Origin of the sequence: Amphritea atlantica (assembly GCF_024347255.1) — a bacterium.
GTDB lineage: Bacteria > Pseudomonadota > Gammaproteobacteria > Pseudomonadales > Balneatricaceae > Amphritea > Amphritea atlantica.
In genome coordinates this window covers 4,562,974-4,581,944 of record NZ_AP025284.1, presented here as the reverse complement: position 1 = coordinate 4,581,944, position 18,971 = coordinate 4,562,974, and the positions used below count along the sequence as shown (strand labels likewise).

Below are 18,971 nucleotides of genomic sequence, written 5' to 3'. Positions count from 1 at the left end.
CGTGGGTTAGGGCTGATGAGCCGGATCAGGCGTGGCCGCTTTGTGACGTCAGCAGATCAAGGTTGATCCCCATCGTCGCGGCAGCGGCCTGAAGTCGCTCTTCAGCCGGGGTGCGGAACATTATATCTAAATTAGCCGGGCAACTTAACCATACATTATCAGACAGTTCCTGCTCCAGCTGTCCGGGTCCCCAGCCCGCATAGCCCAGCGCCACCAGAAACTGCTCGGGCCCGCTGTGTTCACTGATCGCCTGCAGAATATCCAGAGAGGTTGTCAGGGTCAGCTCATCGGTAACATCGTAACAGGATTCCCACTGATTGGCGGTATGCCGGTGAAGAATAAAGCCCCGGTCATTCTGTACCGGACCGCCGGCGTAGATCAGATCGTTGAGGTCGCTGTTATAGCTGAACTCCAGGTGTTGCAGTAGCTGCCCCAGGTCCATCTCAATCGGACGGTTAACAACGATCCCCATCGCGCCAGATTCGTTATGCTCACAGATATAGATAACGGTTTGGGCAAAGTTAGGGTCATCCATATGGGGCATCGATATCAGGAAATGCCCCTGAAGGCTGCCAGGGAGGTATATGGAGGGGGAGTCTGAGGTCATAATTATTACCTGCCCTTGTGACGCGAAATAGCGAGATACGGCACTGTATATCCTTATTTTGCGCGTAGCATTCTTACTATTAGTATATCCGGCTGCTTTTCTCAAACTTCCAGGTGCGGATAATCTCCAGTACGTCGGTGTTTTTACGCATCTCTACAGGGAACTTCTGAAAGGGAGCCGCCAGCTGCACAATGCGGACTGCGGCATCGTCGAGAATCGGGTTGCCAGAAGAGTGCAGAATGCTGATCTCCTTTACACTGCCGTCGGGCAAAACACTGACCATCATGCGCAAACTGCCATAGAGCTGATTCTGTTGTGCCTCTTCAGGATAGTTGAGATTTCCCACCGATTCGATTTTACGCCGCCAGTTGGCCAGGTAAACCGCATCACTGTGGCTTTTGGTGGCGGCAGAGGTCAGCCGTTTTATGCGAGGCCGCTTCGCATATTCCTGCCGTTGAAACTCCAGCTGAGCTTCCAGACTGGCGATCTCAAGGCTACGGGACAGCAGTGACTGAGAGCTACCCGGAGCGGGGGGCGGGGGAGTGGACTGCTGATGTTTTTCCGGAGCGTCGGTTACCCGCTTTTCCTGCTTGGCCTGGGTAATAACAACCTCTTGTTCCGCAGCGGTGGTGTTTTGCTGGTCGGCTACCTCGGCAATGGGTGCAGGCTCTGGTGTGGTGGCCGGAGTGGGTGTGGCGGCACTATTAGTCGGCGGTGTCAGCGGTTGCCGCGGTGCGGTTTCCTGTATATCCCGATGCTGAAAATCGGCTTTCTCCCGGGTTGCCGGCAGTGCTTTCTCTTCCAGCTGGCCACTGCCCTGTTGGTCCGCCTGAGCGATAAAATCAGCCTCTTCCGGGGGCTTGTCGCTCTTAAACTGAGCCAGGGTTATCTCCAGCGTTTGCGCGGGCGGCGTCTTCGGCGCCACGGCAAAACCGATCCCCAGTATGGCCGCAGCATGCACGGCTACCGCCAGAAACAGAGTGAAGCCGAGCCGATCAGCTGCGGAAACCGCGACAGCAGCCTTACTCATAGTATGTTCCTGCTAGGGCTGGGAATAACATCGCGCTTATGCATTACCCTGATTTAGCTTTGCTTCGATCACATCCATCAGTTGCATACCGATATCCAGACCAAACTGATTGTCCAGTTCGCGGATGCAGGTAGGGCTGGTAACGTTGACTTCGGTGAGGTAATCGCCGATCACGTCCAGTCCGGCAAACAGGATCCCCTGGGCTTTCAGTGTCGGGCCAACCTGCGCCGCGATCCAGCGTTCCCGTTCCGTGAGTGGACGACCTTCGCCGCGGCCACCGGCCGCCAGGTTACCCCGGGTTTCACCGTTGGTGGGAATGCGGGACAGACCATAAGGCACCGGCTCTCCGTCAATCATCAGGATACGTTTATCACCGTCGACAATCTCCGGCAGGTATTTCTGCGCCATAATGGTTTCGCTGCCGAATTTGGTCAGGGTTTCAATGATAACGCCGAGATTGACCCCCTGCTCCTGAATGCGAAAGATTGAGGCACCGCCCATACCATCCAGGGGTTTGAAAATGACATCTTTAAACTCGGCATGAAACGCGCGTAACAGGTCATCACGACGGGTGACCAGCACCGGCGGGCAGCACTGTGGGAAGTGGGTGGCAAAGATCTTTTCGTTGTAGTCCCGCAACGCCTGAGGGCGGTTAACCATCAGGGTTTTACCCTGTGCTGAGGCCAGCTCAAGCAGGTGCGTGGTGTAGCTGAATTCGTTATCGAAAGGCGGATCTTTGCGCATCAGCACGACATCAAGAGAACCTACTTCCTCAACCTGATATTCGCCCCGCTCGAACCACTTTTCGGGATTCATCTCGACCGTCATCGGAGCCATCTTGGCGAGGACTCTGCCATCACGCAGATAGAGATCTTTCTGCTCCATGTACCAGATCTCCCAGCCTTTACGCTGAGCTGCCCAGAGCATCGCCAGTGAGCTGTCTTTTTTGTAGCTGATGGACTCGATCGGGTCCATCACAATACCGACTTTTACTGTCATCGAATTGCCTTGTTAATCTTTTGATTAAGGGGATTCTACCTGCCCGGTCTGGTCATCACCAGTGTTACTGTTATAGCCCTGTCTGCGAACCTGTTTATCCAAGGTCCCCCCAGAGGTATTGCAGAACCGAAAGAGCCGCGACAGGTGCGGTTTCGGTGCGGAACACCCGCGGACCAAAGGCAACCGGCTTAAACCCCTTTGACAGTGCCAGCTCCACTTCAGTTTCACTCAGACCGCCCTCAGGACCGATCAGCAGGGCAACCGATGCGGGTTTGTCAAAGTTGCCCAAAGGCTGTTCGGTATGGTGGTGGAGCACCAGTTTCAGATCCGCTTCAACACTGTCCAGCCAGTCGTTCAGCGACTGTGGTTCGCTGATCTCAGGCAGGTCACAGCGCAGACTCTGTTCACAGGCGCTGATGGCAACCTGCTGCCAGTGCTGGCGACGTTTGTCCTGACGTTCACTGTTTAGTCGCACCTCACAACGTTCGGTAAACAGCGGCACCAGTTGATTCATCCCCAGTTCGGTAGCTTTCTGCACCGCGTAATCCATCCGTTCCCCGCGGGAGATCGCCTGTCCAATAGTGAGGTTCAGGGGAGATTTCCGGGCGGGCTGATCCGCGCCGGTAATCCGTGCCGTAGCATTGCGTTTAGCTACCTCTGTCAGCTCAGCGGAATACTCAAACCCATCACCATTAAAGAGGACCAGCGCGTCACCCGGACGCATTCTCAAGGCCCGGGACACATGTTGAACCACGTTGTCGCTGAGGTTGATTTCGCTGCCCTCAGAGAGGGACTGAGGTTCGTAAAAACGGGGGATTCTCATTCTATCTATCAATCAGGTTTAAAGTTTAAGGCGTTATTATGCCATGGCATAACGGGATCGGTTAGCGGGATCGTCAGACAATCAGGTTAAGGTTTGCTGAGACAATAAAAAAGGCCGGATGCGAATCCGGCCTTTTTTGTATCTGTGTTCCTGAACGCGGCTTACAGGCCTGCGGCAGCCCGCAGTTCGTCAGCCTTATCGGTTTTTTCCCAGCTGTAGGCGGTAAAGGTATCGTTACCGACGGTCATCTCAAATGGGTTTTTACCGAAGTGGCCGTAGGCGGCTGTTGGGCGATACATCGGGTGCAGCAGGTCCAGCATCCGGGTAATCGCATGTGGGCGCAGGTCGAAGTGGTTGTGCACCAGCTCGATGATCATCGCGTCAGAGACCTTGCCGGTACCAAACGTATTGATCGAAACCGAGGTTGGCTCCGCTACACCGATAGCATAAGACACCTGGATTTCACACTTATCGGCCAGGCCGGCAGCTACGATGTTTTTCGCTACATAACGGCCCGCATAAGCGGCAGAACGGTCCACCTTGGATGGATCTTTACCGGAGAACGCACCGCCACCGTGACGGGCCATGCCGCCGTAGGTATCCACGATAATCTTCCGGCCGGTCAGACCACAGTCACCGACAGGCCCGCCGATAACGAAGTTGCCGGTTGGGTTGATGTGGAACTTGGTGCTCTTGTCGATCCACTCTGCAGGCAGGGTGTGCTTGATTATCAGCTCCATCACCGCTTCTTGAAGGTCCGCCATGGAGACTTCCGGGTTATGCTGAGTCGACAGAACCACCGCATCGATACCCACTGGCTGGCCGTTTTCATAACGGAAGGTGACCTGGCTCTTGGCATCTGGACGCAGCCATGGCAACAGACCGGACTTACGCGCTTCCGCCTGACGCTCAACCAGACGGTGGGCGTAGCAGATCGGCGCAGGCATCAGTACGTCGGTTTCATTGCTGGCATAACCAAACATCAGCCCCTGGTCTCCGGCGCCCTGATCTTCAGGCTTCGCGCGGTCAACCCCCTGATTGATGTCAGGCGACTGCTTGCCGATGATGTTCAGTACACCACAGGTGGCACCGTCATAACCGACGTCAGAAGAGGTGTAGCCGATATCACAGATAACGCCACGAACCAGCGCTTCCAGATCGACCCATGCAGAGGTAGTGATCTCGCCGGAAACAATCGCGACACCGGTTTTAACCATGGTTTCACAGGCTACACGGGCGTATTTGTCTTCAGCAATAATTGCATCAAGAACCGCATCAGAGATCTGATCGGCGATCTTATCAGGATGGCCTTCGGAGACTGACTCCGAAGTAAACAGGCTGTATTCGCTCATTACGCGTCTTCAATCCTAGGTAAGGGAGATAAATATGGTATCGGACCGTCGGCCCGGGTATAAGAATGTCAGTTATTTTAATCGTCTTGCGCCCTGATTGCATGGGCGGTATTCCGGTTTTGGATGATTTTTTTACTTTTTTAGATGAAAACCACTCATTTTCATTAAATTTATCTGAAATAGGTTTGAAGCTGGGGGGCGGTTACGAGAAAATAGCCGCCTATTTTTTTATCGGTGCCGGTCTTCGTTATCTTCACAAGAGATAACACAGCCGCCGCAAACACTTTTTAATCTCAACTTGGGCTTGTTCGGCCCTGGAGTGAATGAATGTCCTCGCGTAGAGAACTTGCCAATGCAATTCGTGCCCTCAGTATGGATGCTGTCCAAAAGGCTAAATCCGGTCACCCTGGTGCACCGATGGGTATGGCGGATATCGCTGAAGTATTATGGAATGATTTTCTGAAACATAATCCGGCGAATCCACATTGGCTTGATCGCGACCGTTTCGTGCTGTCGAACGGCCATGGTTCAATGCTGATCTACAGTCTGCTGCACCTGACCGGTTATGATCTTTCCATCGATGATCTGAAAAACTTCCGTCAGCTGCACTCCAAAACCGCCGGTCACCCGGAATACGGTTATGCGCCGGGTGTTGAAACCACCACCGGCCCACTGGGTCAGGGGATCACAAACGCGGTCGGCTTTGCCATCGCTGAGAAATCCCTGGCAGCGCAGTTTAACCGCGAAGGTCATGAGATTATTGATCACCACACCTATGCCTTTCTGGGCGATGGCTGCCTGATGGAGGGTATCTCCCACGAAGCCTGCTCTCTGGCGGGCACCCTGGGACTGGGCAAGTTGATCGCATTCTACGACGATAACGGCATCTCAATCGACGGTGAAGTCGAGGGCTGGTTTACCGACGATACTCCTAAACGCTTTGAAGCCTACGGTTGGCAGGTGATTCCGGCCGTAGATGGTCACGACGCTGAGCAGATTAAAGCGGCCATCGAAGCGGCGCAGGACAATGAAGATCAGCCAACCCTGATCTGCTGCAAAACCATTATCGGTTTTGGTTCGCCTAATAAACAGGGTAAAGAGGATTGCCACGGCGCACCTCTGGGCGACGAAGAGATTGCACTGGCCCGCAAACAGCTGGGCTGGGAACATGAAGCCTTCGTTATCCCTGAAGATATCGCTGCCCAGTGGAATGCGCTGGAGTCCGGTGCGGTGCTGGAAAGTGAGTGGGAAGAGCGTTTTGCCGAATACAGCAAAGCTTACCCTGCTGAAGCCCGTGAGCTGATCCGCCGTTATAGCGGTGAGCTGCCAACGGACTTCTCCGATAAAGCTGATGCTTACATCAAAGAGCTGCAGGATAAAGGCGAAACCATCGCTTCCCGTAAAGCCTCTCAGAATGCCCTGAACGCCTATGGCCCGCTGCTGCCTGAACTGATGGGTGGCTCTGCTGACCTGGCCGGTTCTAACCTGACGCTATGGTCAGGCTGCAAGGGCGTGACGAAAGATGATGCGTCCGGCAACTACCTGTTCTACGGTGTGCGTGAGTTTGGTATGTCCGCCATCATGAATGGTATCGCTCTGCATGGTGGCTTTGTGCCCTACGGTGCGACCTTCCTGGTGTTTATGGAATATGCCCGTAACGCACTGCGGATGGCGGCACTGATGAAGCTGCGTGCGATCCATGTTTACACCCACGATTCTATCGGTCTGGGTGAAGATGGCCCGACCCATCAACCGATTGAGCAGATCGCTAACCTGCGTCATACGCCGAACATGAGCTGCTGGCGTCCGGCGGATGCGGTTGAATCTGCTGTCGCATGGAAGTCTGCACTGGAGCGTGCCGATGGCCCGACCGCGATGATCTTCTCCCGTCAGAACCTGCCACACCAGGCGCGTACCGATGAGCAGCTGGCGAATATCGCCCGCGGTGGATACATTCTGCGTGATACAGCAGGCACTCCGGATGCCATCCTTATCGCTACCGGATCTGAAGTGGGTCTGGCAATGGATTCTGCGGCAGCGCTTGAGGCGGAAGGTAAGCAGGTACGTGTGGTGTCTATGCCATCCACTGATCTGTTTGATAAGCAGGATGCTGAATACCGTGAAGCGGTGCTGCCGTCTGCTGTGACTGCCCGGGTTGCTGTTGAAGCGGCGCAGGCTGATTTCTGGTACAAGTATGTTGGTCTGAACGGTGCTATTGTGGGGATGACTACCTTTGGTGAGTCTGCGCCAGCAGGGGATCTGTTCAAACTGTTCGGCTTTACGGTCGAAAACGTAGTTGAAAAAGTGAAGTCTGTTCTCTGAGTGCAGGCTAAGAAAAAAGGCCAGCTGATTCAGTTGGCTTTTTTGTTTAACGAGGTGGTATGGCGTACCGGGTTGCAATAAATGGTTATGGCCGCATCGGACAAAGTGTCCTGCGAGCTATCTATGAGTGTGGCTACCGCGAACAGCTGCAGGTGGTGGCGATCAATGAGCTGTCTGACATTGAGACGGTCACCTATCTGACCCGCTATGACACCACCCATGGGCGCTTTCCGCTGCCTGTGTCGCATAATGGAACTGAGTTGCTGATCAATGGCGACAGGATCCGGGTGCTTAACGAAGCCTCCCCTTCTGCGATGCCCTGGCAAACGCTGGATATTGATCTGGTGCTGGAGTGTTCCGGTTCATTCAGTGACCGCCCGACCGCCCAACAGCATCTTGACAGTGGCGCCAGAAAACTCCTTTTCTCCCAACCTGCCGGCAGTGATGTTGATGCCACGGTTATCTATGGATTTAATCAGCAGTTGCTGGCCGCAGAGCAGACCATTGTTGCCGCTGGGTCCTGCTCGACCAACTGCATTGTGCCGATTCTGGATCTGTTACACCGGGAGTTGGGAATTATCAGCGGCTTAACCACCACCATTCACTCGGCCATGAATGATCAGCCGGTGATCGACAGCTATCATCAGACCGATCTGCGGCTCACCCGCAGTGCTATGCAGTCTATTATCCCGGTGAATACCGGGCTGCATCGCGGTATCGACCGTTTATTGCCTGAACTGGCGGGCCGCTTTGAGTCGCTGCATGTGCGGGTGCCTACCATTAACGTATCTCTGCTGGATATCTCTCTGAATGTCTCAGAGGAGACCAGTGCAGTGCATGTTAATCAGATCATCCGTCGTGCAGCGGAAGGTCCGTTAAAAGGACTTTTAGGTTATACCGAAGAAGCACACGCTTCGGTAGACTTCAATCGGGATTCCCGTTCCGGCGTTGTCGATGGTACTCAGACCCGTGTCAGTGGCGGCAAGATGATAAAGCTGATGTGTTGGTTTGATAATGAGTGGGGCTTTGCCAACCGGATGCTGGATGTTGCTCAGGCATGGCTTAACTGCCGGTCTGACTAATAGAGCTGACGTAATTTTAAGGTATGGTCTGCGAAGACGGTACTCTACTTTTTTAGATTAGAAAGCAGGAAATATTATGAGCGTATTGAAAATGACCGAACTGGATCTCAAGGGCAAACGCGTCCTGATCCGTGAAGACCTCAATGTGCCGGTCAGGGATGGCAAGGTCACCAGCGATGCCCGTATTCGTGCATCACTGCCAACCATTAAGCACGCTCTGGAAGCAGGTGCTAAGGTGATGCTGATGTCTCACCTGGGCCGCCCAACTGAGGGTGAATATGATGCAGCCAGCTCACTGGCACCGGTGGCTGCCCATCTGGCAGGCCTGCTGGGACGTGAAGTTCCGCTGATCAGCGACTGGCTGGCGGGGGGCTTTGATGTCGCTGAAGGCGGTGTCGTACTGCTGGAAAACGTGCGCTTCAATGTTGGTGAGAAGAAAGATGATGAGGCGTTGTCTAAGCAGATGGCAGCCCTTTGCGATATCTATGTAATGGATGCGTTTGGTACCGCGCACCGCGCTCAGGCGTCGACTCATGGTGTGGCTAAGTTTGCACCGGTTGCCTGTGCCGGCCCTCTGCTGGCCGGTGAGCTGGACGCGCTGGAAAAGGCGCTGGATAAGCCGGCCCGGCCAATGGCGGCGATTGTCGGTGGCTCTAAAGTGTCAACCAAACTGACGGTACTGGAATCGTTATCTGATAAGGTTGATCAACTGATTGTGGGGGGCGGTATTGCCAATACCTTCCTGGCTGCTGCGGGTAAGCCGGTCGGTAAGTCCCTGTGCGAACATGATCTGATTCCTACCGCAAAAGCGCTGATGGATAAGGTGAATATTCCCCTGCCGGTAGATGTTGTGGTTGCAACTGAGTTTGCTGAAACCGCTGCTGCGACCGTTAAGCTGGTCGATGAAGTTGCTGAAGATGATATGATTCTGGATATCGGTCCGCAGTCTGCTGCGAACCTGGCCGCGCTGCTGAAAGAAGCCGGTACTATTATCTGGAACGGTCCGGTCGGTGTGTTTGAGTTTGATCAGTTTGGTGAAGGCACTAAAGCACTGTCGCTGGCGATTGCTGAGAACAAAGGTTTCTCGATTGCGGGTGGCGGTGACACCCTGGCGGCGGTGGATAAGTACGGTATCGCTGATCAGGTGTCTTACATCTCGACCGGCGGTGGGGCTTTCCTGGAGTTTGTGGAAGGCAAGGTGTTGCCCGCGGTAGCGATGCTTGAATCCCGGGCATAATTAAAGCTATTGCGCTTGAAACTGCTTTGTTAAAAGTTGCCGAGAAATGCTCATTTACAACTGTAAACTCCGCTTTCTCGTCAGCTTTTGCCACGCACTTTCTGCGCTCATAACGCTTTAAGCTTATATAATAGAGCTTAATAGTAGAGCTTAATAATGGCGCTAAAATGGCTGTGCAAACACTGATTTTCAGTGCACTTCCAGCTTTAATATTTGCAATATAAAGTAGAGCAGCTGATCTATTCAGCTGCTTACGTTAGAATTTACAGCCGCAACCCGGCTTAATTTTTTAAAAGGTGAAGATATGGCTCTTATCAGTATGCGTCAGCTGCTGGATCATGCCGCAGAGAATAGCTACGGTATCCCAGCGTTTAACGTTAATAACCTGGAACAGATGCGCGCCATCATGGAAGCGGCTGACAAGACCAACTCGCCGGTAATTGTGCAGGCGTCTGCCGGTGCCCGTAAATATGCGGGCTCTAACTTCCTGCGGCATATGATTCTGGCGGCGATTGCTGAGTTTCCGCATATTCCGGTATGTATGCACCAGGATCACGGCACCTCACCAGCGATCTGTCAGCGTTCCATCGCGATGGGCTTCTCTTCCGTCATGATGGACGGCTCCCTGAAAGAGGATGGTAAAACCCCCTCTGATTATGAATACAACGTTGATGTTACCCGTCGTACCGTAGAGATGGCCCATGCGTGTGGTGTTTCTGTTGAGGGGGAACTGGGTTGTCTGGGGTCGCTGGAAACCGGACAGGCTGGCGAAGAGGATGGTGTTGGCGCTGAAGGCACACTGTCCCATGACCAGATGCTGACCGATCCGGAAGAAGCATCTGACTTCGTGGCTAAAACCGGTGTCGATGCGCTGGCGATTGCCTGTGGTACCTCCCACGGTGCTTACAAGTTCACCCGTCCGCCAACCGGCGATATTCTGGCGATTGACCGCATTAAAGCGATCCACGACCGCATCCCGAACACCCACCTGGTGATGCACGGTTCCTCCTCTGTTCCACAGGAGTGGCTGGCGATCATCAACGAGTTTGGTGGTGAGATTCCTGAGACCTACGGTGTGCCGGTTGAGCAGATCGTTGAGGGCATCAAGCATGGTGTGCGTAAGGTTAATATCGATACCGATTTGCGTCTGGCATCTACCGGTGCGGTACGTCGCTTCATGGCGCAAAACCCATCGGAGTTCGATCCGCGTAAATTCCTTAAAGTCACCATGGATGCAATGAGCGAGATCTGTGTCGCCCGTTACGAAGCGTTCGGTACTGCCGGTCATGCGGATAAGATCGTACCGGTCTCTCTGGAAGGCATGGCAGATAAGTACGGTTTGTAATACCGGTCTTCAGGTATAAAAAAACGCCCCTGTCTTTTAGAGAGGGGCGTTTTTTTTGTTGGGTTATTTACTCAGAGAGAAATAGTTCCAGTTGGTTTGTTCGCCAGCCTCTTCCAGCTCATACACTGAAGCCCAGTTGGGGTTAGTGTCGGGATCATCGGCCAGATCAATCAGGCTGTCAGTAATGCAGTTAGCCAGATTGACCATGTTGGCATTTCGCTCTTCCTTACGGAAAGATTTGCCAATCAGGAGTGCGCGAACGCCGAAAGTCGGCACCGATTGAATTTTTCCGTCTACCCGATAGCTGACGCTGGATTGAATGTAAAATGGAGCCTTTCCTGCCAGTTGTGCAAAGTCTATTGCGACCAGGTGGTATTTACCACTGGCAAGATACTGCTCTACCGGTTTGTAAGGGTGTCCGCCAACCAGCACTAATGGCATGTTTGGATTGCTGCGTTTATCTGCCGGAATCTCAACAACATTCAGATTTAAACCCATAAAGTAGCTCAACGCTTTGGCGCTGATAACGCTACCGCCCCAGGAACCGACGGTCTGGCCTTTTAACAGATTAAGCGAGATTGGTTTTGGCTTTTCATCTTTAATCAGCCCGCTCCACATCGCTTTCCAGCCGGCGTCATCACCCTCTGGCTGATAGCCTTTTGGTATCAGAAGGTGAAGGGATTCCATATGCATCCCGTCGATAACCTTCATGCGATTGCCGTTAACCTTGCGGGGCTCTGTTTTGGCGAAATATTGCAATACATCTTCCTGAACCACGCCCATAGAGAACTGTTTGCTATTCATGCCCAGCAGGTTCTCTACAGACCCGTCTGACTTCACTGGTAAAAGATGCGCATCATTTTCCAGCGCGTCATCACAATACGCTTTAATATCTTTCACCATGGAGTAGTAGTTACCGCTCTCAGAACCGGTGCCGACTTTTACGTCCGTAGCCGAGGCCATCGTGGTCAGTCCCAGCAGAGTTAAGCAGCCAAGCGCTTTAAATAGATTCATATCTACATCCTTGTTTTGATTAATAGGTTATTGAAAGGGGTTTGATTCCTGAGAGACGGGTTCTGCATCCCTACTCTGTGTGTCTGGATTGTCGATAAAAAAGGTTAGCAGACCAATAATGACAGCCAGTCCCAGAAGTCCGGTTAGTGTCCATCTCATAATTCGGGTGGAGGTGGTTTCCTGTTCGCTCATTTTTATCTCCTTTTCTGCCTAGTCGGCCATATCTACTGCCATATCCCGGGCACTGTTTTCAATCTCGACTAAGGCGGTATTAAAGTCTGTTTCGATCTGGCTGAATGCTTCCAGTGAGAGCATCTCTTCTAACTGATCATTACCGGTATGTTTTATAAATGACATCGCCTGACTTGCCTGGGCAGCAAAGGCTTCCATGTCTTTATACTCTTTAACTTTCTGCTCAAATTGACGGTTGACGGCTGCCGCTCGATCCAGCTTTTCAAGTATCTGTTGATAGGCTTCAGTGACCTGTGCCAATAACTTTTTTTTGCGTTCATAAATCGGTTTGCCCTGGTTTCGTTCATCAATCTGACTTTCCATTTTCCGAATCGCTGAACCCATCTGGTCCCGGGCGGCACGGGCCTGTTCTAATCGTTGAGCGTTAACCAGTACCTGATTATCAAGTTGTTCTGTGGCATTACGGCGGGCTTCCTCCATCATCTTCTTTATTCTGAAATTTTTCGTTTTCTGACGGATAACCGGGTCCATCGCCTTAAGAAAGCGCAACCCGTAGAAGCCACCGACTGCAGCGCTAACGGACAGAATCAGCGCAAACACTCCGGTGATGATTTGCAGGGCAAACATCCCTATCAGAAAAAAAACACCCAGCGTCATACCGGCAAATATAAGATTGCGCGGAAGAACCGAGATAGCAGATTTCCTAAACTGCTCAATCTTTGCTAATTCAGTTTTATTCTGTTGCAGGACTTCAGCAAAGCCGCTCGTCGCTATCCCTGTTACAGCGATTTCAGAGTTCATAGAACATCCCTTTATTTCTCACTATGGGGGTTGATGCAGCATCACCTGGATCGCATCAGCTCATTCCGCCTGGGCGGTACAGAGAAAGGAAAAATCAGAGGGTGAAGAAGAGGAGAAAAGTATGCAGAGTATTACAGCTCTGATCGAAACAGTGCTACTCCTTCAGCACAATACAGCCACCAGTGTGGGCCTATCTGAAATTCCTTTTTCGGGGCAAATCCTAACCTATTAATCAATCAAAGGCTATACCTTAGATGCAGCTTCTATTTGCACTGATGCCGGCAGGTTCTTTGACCGAGGTAATAGGGCAGGGCCTCAGTTCTGCAGGTTCAGAGTGATTTCTACTTTCATCTGAAACGCCAGTGGCAGTAAAAGCCGGAGGATTGATTCCCAACTGGGCTGAGACATCACTGTTGGTGTATGATTTTTGTCGTGTTATATGGACCCCGGCAACAAGGATGAATCTATGCCCACTCTGACCCGACTGTTTCAGCTAGTTTCTGTTATCTCTCTTTCCTGTGTTCTGATTCTCAGTGGCTGTAACAGCGAAGCTGATATCGTTGTTACCAGTGATGTTGTGTCTGCAGACAAGATTGCTGAGATACGGGCCAATATCCAAACACTACATCCCGATGCTGATAGTCAACTGCAGGCTCAGGTGCTGGATACCGTGGTGCGGGCAATCGAGGATATGGTATTTATTGAGGGCGGTCAGTTTATGATGGGGGATTTTGGTATGCCCTGTGATGCTGCCCCTGAACGGCCCGTCTGGCGCGAGACAGAGAATATGTGTAATGCCAGCCACTGGGCGGATACCAGCCCAGCCCATCCGGTGGAGCTGGATAGTTACTCACTGTCGAAATATGAGACCCGGGTGAAGGATATGGATCGCTATCTTCTGGCTCATAATGAGCCTCTACCGAAACCTGAAGTCCGGGAACGCAGGCCGGATAGTTTTCAATTTCAACCGGATAATCCCGCCAGTACACGGGGATGGCAGGATGCTAAAGATTACTGCACCTGGCTGGGGCAGTTAACGGGGTATGCATTTGATCTGCCCACTGAAGCCCAGTGGGAGTTTGCTGCCCGAAACCGCGGAAAAAAGATTTACTATGCAACGGATAATGGTTTTTTAGAGAACAAGAGGAATACAAGGCCGTATGATAAGGACTCAGGTAAGTTAGGAGATACCTATCCGGTGGATATGTTGCCGCCTAATCCACTGGGAATTTATGGACTGCAGAATAATGCCGCTGAATGGGTAAATGATTGGTATGACCCGGATTATTACAGTTATAGTCCAGTCAAAAATCCCCAGGGGCCTGAAAAATCGGTGCAAGTGAAGAAACAGTACCAGCCTCTTCAGGCCTATCGGGTGCTTCGTGGTAACTGGGCCTTTGAAGTTAATTCCAACATTTTGATTCGTCGTGAAATTGAAACAAACGAAGAGCCAATATATAGTCCTTGGGCGGGGTTTCGTTGTGCAACTCAGTCTAGAAAAAAGCTTTTTTAATCTGAGAGTGGTATTAGTTGATGGGGGGTACCCGATGGATAATCCCCAAACCTCATCCATATTGGCTACCACCTGCTTATCCTGAATGTTTCCCTTGGGATATTTTGGGGAAAAAGGGTTTGAGTTCGTTGCGACTGGAGTCCTGAGGTCCATTCAGGTATGATTTTGGGCGTTATGGACCCCGGCAACAAGGATGAATCTATGCCCACTCTGACCCGACTGTTCCAGTCAGTATCTGTTATCTCTCTTTCCTGTGCTTTGATTCTCAGTGGCTGTAAAAGCGAAGCTGATATCGTTGTTACCAGTGATGTTGTGTCTGCAGAAAAGATTGCTGAGATCCGCGCCAATATCCAAACACTACATCCCGATGCCGATAGTCAACTGCAGGCTAAAGTGCTGGATACGGCGGTGCGGGCAGTTGAGGATATGGTATTTATTGAGGGGGGTAAATTTATGATGGGGGATTTTGGTATGCCCTGTGATGCTGACCCTGAACGGCCCGTCTGGCGCGAGACCGAGAATATGTGCAATGCAACGCGTTCGATGGATACCAGCCCGTCCCATCCGGTGGAGCTGGATAGCTACTCGCTGTCAAAGTATGAGACCCGGGTGAAGGATATGGATCGCTATCTTCTGGCTCATAATGAGCCTCTACCTAAGCCAGAGTTAAGAGAGGTAGAGCCAGAAAACTTTCAGTTTCAACCCGATAATCCTGCCAGTACACGGGGATGGCAGGATGCTAAAGATTACTGTACCTGGCTGGGTCAGTTAACGGGGTATGCGTTTGATCTGCCCACTGAAGCTCAATGGGAATTTGCAGCCCGAAACCGCGGGAAAAAGATTTACTATGCAACGGATAATGGCTTTTTAGAGAACAAAAGAAATACAAGGCCGTATGATAAGGACTCAGGTAAGTTAGGGCATACCTATCCGGTGGATATGTTGCCACCAAATCCGTTAGGGATTTATGGACTGCAGAATAATGCCGCTGAATGGGTAAATGACTGGTATGACCCGGAGTATTACAGTTATAGCCCGGTCAAAAATCCCCAGGGACCTGAAAAAGCGGTGCAAGTGAAGAAACAGTACCAGCCTCTTCAGACCTATCGGGTGCTTCGTGGTAACTGGGCCTTTGAAGTTAATTCCAACATTTTGATTCGTCGTGAAAGTGAAACGAACGGGAAACCAACATATAGCCCTATGGCGGGCTTTCGTTGTGCGACTCAGTCTACAGAAAAACTTTTTTAATCTGATAGCGATATTAGTTGGTGGGGATTAGCTGATGGTTACTCCCCAGACCTCCTCAATACTGGCCACCACCTGCTTATCTTGACGTTTATCGACCGGATATTTTCTGGGGGTAAAGGGAGTTAGTTGATTATAAGCGGTTTGTTCTGGTTCTATTACCTGTAGAGACTTTATCCAGTTAATAAACTCCAGATATTGTGTGCCGTCCAGTATGGAGGTTAATCGTTGCATACTCAGATACATATCAACCGGCTCACCTTTTTTACTCATCCGCTCCAGTATCTGCATAAAGTGACGCCATGAATGTACATTATTCAATATCATCATAATGGCGGTTTCCTGTGATTATTCAAAGCTGAAAACGAAGGTAGAACTCAAGCAGTAGAGCATTGGACCAACTGTTTCTGGAGGCAGTGTTTCTAAATTTATAGCGAGATGCCCATTTTTGATATTCTCCGCGATGGCTTTAGCTTCATCCTCTATTCTTGCTCTTTCATCCCACCAATCAGTAATTTCTTTACGTACGCTATTAAGCGATGAAAACAGTGCTTTTATTGCTTCAAGCTGCATCTCTTCTTTAAAAACATAAACTTTATAGAGCCACTTTGACATAATCAAAAATGTTTGTTCATCAACAAATGTCAGGTGCCGATAATCACTCCGCTGCAGTGCTTTCAGAATAAACTCAAATAGTGTCAGCAGATTGTTAAGGTCTACTTCGGTTTCAAATCCGCCGGAGATGCCGAGGCCCCAGGCTGCCGAGGCGCGAAAGTAGACAATAACTTTGCCGTATTCCCAGGCGATTTTTAGATGGCTGCCTGCAGCGACGCCGACTGATGCGCCGGCTTTAACACCCGTTTTGGCGAGGTCAAGAAATTCATTGGCTTTTGGGGCGTCCTTAGCTCCATCTTTAATGGGCTTAGGTGGTGCCTGCCATTGGGCCGCCAGACTGACCGCTGCGCCCGCTTTTGCCCCCGCAAACACTTCGCCTTTCAGGTTTGCATAGACATTGCCTTCAGGTTCAGGACCATTGGAAACCGCCCGCTCTCCTTTCCATCGAGAGGCTGGTTGTGATTCAACCTCAAACTTAGGTATGAGTAATAACCCGGCACCCACTTCCTGTTCCAGTTGACGGCTGTCTTTTTCCATATCGGTAGTATTGTTATGTTGCTTGCGCTTGGAGGTTTTATATAGCTTACCTCCCAGAGAGCTCTCCAGGGTTCCTTCCACGCCAGCGAAAACACTCATAAGCACTTTGCCATGAAAGCGCATATAACCCATCTCTATGGAGCGTTCTTTCTTGTCGGCCCCGCGAAAGCTAACGTAGATCAGTTGCCCTTTCTCATTGGGGAAAATAGCACTACCCTCTATTTTGCCCTCAAATAAGCTGAATTTCGCTTCAGCTTTGGCCGCCAGGTTGACTTCGCCATCCATCGGGTTCCATTTAGCTTCGCCTATATTAGCGCCAGCGGCAAAACGGAAGGCCTGAGCCTCTGCTGATGCTGCAAAGACAGGACCGTCCTTCCCTAACTGACCTTTGACAACTTTTTTGGGAAACACGTCCTGATATAATGCGTTAAAGGGGTGACATTCGGTGCTCTCCCACTCCAAGTTGCCTGCCTCCTTGAACCAGGGGAGGCTACCCAGATTTGCGGTATCGTATTTCGGTTTGAGCTGTTGCTTAAAGTCCTCAATCATCGCGTCAACAATGTCGCTGAGTTCAGTTTTATTCTGTTGGGATTCTGTTTGAGGTTTTGCGGAGGTTTTATGACTCTTTTCAGTTGCGGTATTAAGGGATTCCATTAACTTTTGGGTTTCTTGCGAAAGCTTTATAGGAATCCAACCGTTTTCACTATTCTCTTTGAGTTCTCTTAGTTTCTTATTGGAAAGATAAAATAGCTTATCTGGCGCACTGAATCGCTGTAGTTCGGTAACGGTGATGCCGCCCTCTATTCCGCCCGTTGTTCCGGAAGGAACTAATGTATCGACATTATTTGTGGGCTCCACTACCGAGGTCGGCTTACAGAGCCCCCGACTTTCAAGTTCTCTTAGCTCTAATAGCTTTGGCTTTATGACCTGAAGATGGGCCATACGTAGCTTATTAATCGGACTCCGTTTAACAGATACCGCGCTGCGTCCCCGAATATTTTCCAGTGCCTGATTGACTTTAAGCTCTTCTGATTCCAGTTGAGCGAGCTGGGCTTTGCAGCTTTTCGATGTTGTCGATTTTTCAGGTGGGTGATAGTGTTCACCATATGTTGCGGTTTTATCAGCCACGTTTGGCCGTGGATCGACAAGCCCCATCTTCGTTGCATCTTTAATCCAGGCGATACGTTTTTTCAGCATAGCATCCCGCTCTTTTTGCGAGGGGAAGCTATCCGCTTCTGCACTGACTATTTCAGCAAACGTCTGCATCATGTCTGCTACTGCAGCACATTCCGTATGCAGTGTTTCAGAGGCCGCTTTAGTCAGAAAATAGAGTTGATTACGTGTGCCGGTAATATGAACTATTTCAAACAGAGGAGGAGTACAGCTATCTTGTCCAGTATTGCTGCTATTGGTGTCTGAATTGCCCGTCTGGGTCTTTTTAGGCAGACAGGAACCATTGGTTGGCGTTGTACTCATTATTCATCCCTGTTGAGTCACTTGAAAAGAAACCGGAGAGTTTCCCGCTCTCCGGTTGATAATGTGCCATTTTCAGGGCAGAAATACCAGTGCTGTCAGGCACAATCAGAGGCGATTACACCTCTTCCTCTTCGATCACTTCGTTTTCCTGTTGTGCCAGCTTCAGCCATTCCTGACAGGCGGGCAGTGCCAGTACCCGGTCGCAGTAGGCTTGTAGTTGCTCAGGCAGGCTGACGCCATAGCCGGTCAGACGGTACACCACCGGGGCATAGAAGGCATCGGCGATGGAGAACTCTCCATAAAGGAATTGTTCTGATGCACTCAGGTTGAGCGCACCGCTCCACAGCTGCAGGATACGGTCGATATCCTGTTGTACTTCGGATGAGATAACAACGTTTTCCACAGTACGGCGGCAGTTCATCGGCATTGCATGGCGCAGCGCCATAAAGCTGGTGTGCATCTCGGCGCAACTGCTACGGGCGTGGGCGCGCAGTGCAGAGTCAGCGGGCCAGCCTTTACCGTCAAGGTGCTGTTCACTGATATATTCGCAGATCGACAGCGAGTCCCAGATGGTCAGGCCGTTATCCAGCAGCACCGGGACTTTCCCCGCCGGGTTATAGCTTTTTATCTGTTCCGCTGCGCCGGGGGTAAACAGGGCGATACGTACCGTTTCAAAGTCCAGCCCGAACTGTCGCAGCAGCAGCCAGGCCCGCAGGGACCAGCTGGAATAGTTGTGATTACCGATAACCAGTTGCATAGCAAAATCCTTTTATTGTGTTGT

At 51.2% G+C, this 18,971-nt stretch carries 18 protein-coding genes; 7 read left to right on the top strand and 11 right to left on the bottom strand.

Going from position 1 to position 18,971, the window contains the following annotated elements; genetic code table 11:
* Positions 1-25 precede the first annotated feature (25 nt).
* The 5 genes from OCU43_RS21210 to metK all read right to left on the bottom strand — a co-directional run bounded on the left by OCU43_RS21210 (position 26) and on the right by metK (position 4,811).
* Complete coding sequence (locus OCU43_RS21210; RefSeq protein WP_091360381.1) at positions 26-607, bottom strand: YqgE/AlgH family protein; 582 nt, start codon at positions 605-607, stop codon at positions 26-28.
* 79 nt (positions 608-686) lie between these two features.
* Positions 687-1,637, bottom strand: a complete 951-nt coding sequence (locus OCU43_RS21205; protein ID WP_091360383.1) for an energy transducer TonB — start codon at positions 1,635-1,637, stop codon at positions 687-689.
* Positions 1,638-1,673: 36 nt separating this feature from the next.
* On the bottom strand, positions 1,674-2,636 hold the full coding sequence (gene gshB, locus OCU43_RS21200; RefSeq protein ID WP_091360384.1) for a glutathione synthase: 963 nt from the start codon (positions 2,634-2,636) through the stop codon (positions 1,674-1,676).
* 94 nt (positions 2,637-2,730) lie between these two features.
* Positions 2,731-3,459 (bottom strand): 16S rRNA (uracil(1498)-N(3))-methyltransferase, encoded by a 729-nt coding sequence (locus OCU43_RS21195; protein ID WP_091360386.1) that lies wholly within the window; start codon positions 3,457-3,459, stop codon positions 2,731-2,733.
* A gap of 161 nt (positions 3,460-3,620) precedes the next feature.
* Positions 3,621-4,811 carry a methionine adenosyltransferase gene (gene metK, locus OCU43_RS21190; protein ID WP_091360387.1) on the bottom strand — a complete coding sequence of 397 codons (1,191 nt, stop codon included), beginning with the start codon at positions 4,809-4,811 and terminating at the stop codon, positions 3,621-3,623.
* Positions 4,812-4,876: 65 nt separating this feature from the next.
* Between metK and OCU43_RS21185 the strand changes: the two genes are divergently transcribed.
* From OCU43_RS21185 to fba, 5 genes are all read left to right on the top strand, one after another.
* Positions 4,877-5,077 carry a hypothetical protein gene (locus tag OCU43_RS21185; RefSeq protein ID WP_091360389.1) on the top strand — a complete coding sequence of 67 codons (201 nt, stop codon included), beginning with the start codon at positions 4,877-4,879 and terminating at the stop codon, positions 5,075-5,077.
* A gap of 61 nt (positions 5,078-5,138) precedes the next feature.
* Entirely contained in the window at positions 5,139-7,133 is a 1,995-nt protein-coding gene (tkt, locus tag OCU43_RS21180; protein WP_091360391.1) for a transketolase, read from the top strand.
* 59 nt (positions 7,134-7,192) lie between these two features.
* A complete protein-coding gene (locus OCU43_RS21175; RefSeq protein WP_091360393.1) occupies positions 7,193-8,215 on the top strand; it encodes a type I glyceraldehyde-3-phosphate dehydrogenase in 1,023 nt (340 codons plus the stop codon).
* A 76-nt stretch (positions 8,216-8,291) separates the two neighbouring features.
* The gene (locus OCU43_RS21170) at positions 8,292-9,452 is read left to right on the top strand and encodes a phosphoglycerate kinase (RefSeq protein ID WP_091360394.1); all 1,161 of its coding nucleotides are present in this window, start codon (positions 8,292-8,294) and stop codon (positions 9,450-9,452) included.
* 304 nt (positions 9,453-9,756) lie between these two features.
* Positions 9,757-10,797, top strand: coding sequence for a class II fructose-bisphosphate aldolase (fba, locus tag OCU43_RS21165; RefSeq protein ID WP_091360395.1), 1,041 nt, complete (start codon positions 9,757-9,759; stop codon positions 10,795-10,797).
* A gap of 63 nt (positions 10,798-10,860) precedes the next feature.
* Here the strand turns inward: fba and OCU43_RS21160 are convergent, their stop codons facing one another.
* The 3 genes from OCU43_RS21160 to OCU43_RS21150 are packed head-to-tail and all read right to left on the bottom strand — an operon-like array spanning position 10,861 to position 12,804.
* A complete protein-coding gene (locus tag OCU43_RS21160) occupies positions 10,861-11,811 on the bottom strand; it encodes a TAXI family TRAP transporter solute-binding subunit (protein ID WP_091360397.1) in 951 nt (316 codons plus the stop codon).
* Between the two features lie 27 nt (positions 11,812-11,838).
* Entirely contained in the window at positions 11,839-12,003 is a 165-nt protein-coding gene (locus OCU43_RS21155) for a hypothetical protein (RefSeq protein WP_175483571.1), read from the bottom strand.
* An 18-nt stretch (positions 12,004-12,021) separates the two neighbouring features.
* Entirely contained in the window at positions 12,022-12,804 is a 783-nt protein-coding gene (locus tag OCU43_RS21150) for a hypothetical protein (RefSeq protein WP_091360398.1), read from the bottom strand.
* A gap of 466 nt (positions 12,805-13,270) precedes the next feature.
* Here OCU43_RS21150 and OCU43_RS21145 point away from each other — a divergent pair, with 466 nt between their 5' ends.
* Positions 13,271-14,317: a formylglycine-generating enzyme family protein gene (locus OCU43_RS21145; protein ID WP_175483572.1), complete on the top strand. Its 1,047-nt coding sequence runs from the start codon at positions 13,271-13,273 to the stop codon at positions 14,315-14,317.
* Between the two features lie 201 nt (positions 14,318-14,518).
* Positions 14,519-15,565: a formylglycine-generating enzyme family protein gene (locus tag OCU43_RS21140; RefSeq protein ID WP_175483573.1), complete on the top strand. Its 1,047-nt coding sequence runs from the start codon at positions 14,519-14,521 to the stop codon at positions 15,563-15,565.
* A 27-nt stretch (positions 15,566-15,592) separates the two neighbouring features.
* Here OCU43_RS21140 and OCU43_RS21135 read toward each other — a convergent pair whose 3' ends face one another.
* The 3 genes from OCU43_RS21135 to OCU43_RS21125 form a co-directional block, all read right to left on the bottom strand.
* The gene (locus OCU43_RS21135; protein ID WP_091360405.1) at positions 15,593-15,892 is read right to left on the bottom strand and encodes a hypothetical protein; all 300 of its coding nucleotides are present in this window, start codon (positions 15,890-15,892) and stop codon (positions 15,593-15,595) included.
* Between the two features lie 18 nt (positions 15,893-15,910).
* Positions 15,911-18,190, bottom strand: coding sequence for a hypothetical protein (locus tag OCU43_RS21130; RefSeq protein WP_091360407.1), 2,280 nt, complete (start codon positions 18,188-18,190; stop codon positions 15,911-15,913).
* A 115-nt stretch (positions 18,191-18,305) separates the two neighbouring features.
* Complete coding sequence (locus tag OCU43_RS21125; protein WP_091360408.1) at positions 18,306-18,947, bottom strand: glutathione S-transferase family protein; 642 nt, start codon at positions 18,945-18,947, stop codon at positions 18,306-18,308.
* Positions 18,948-18,971 lie beyond the last annotated feature (24 nt).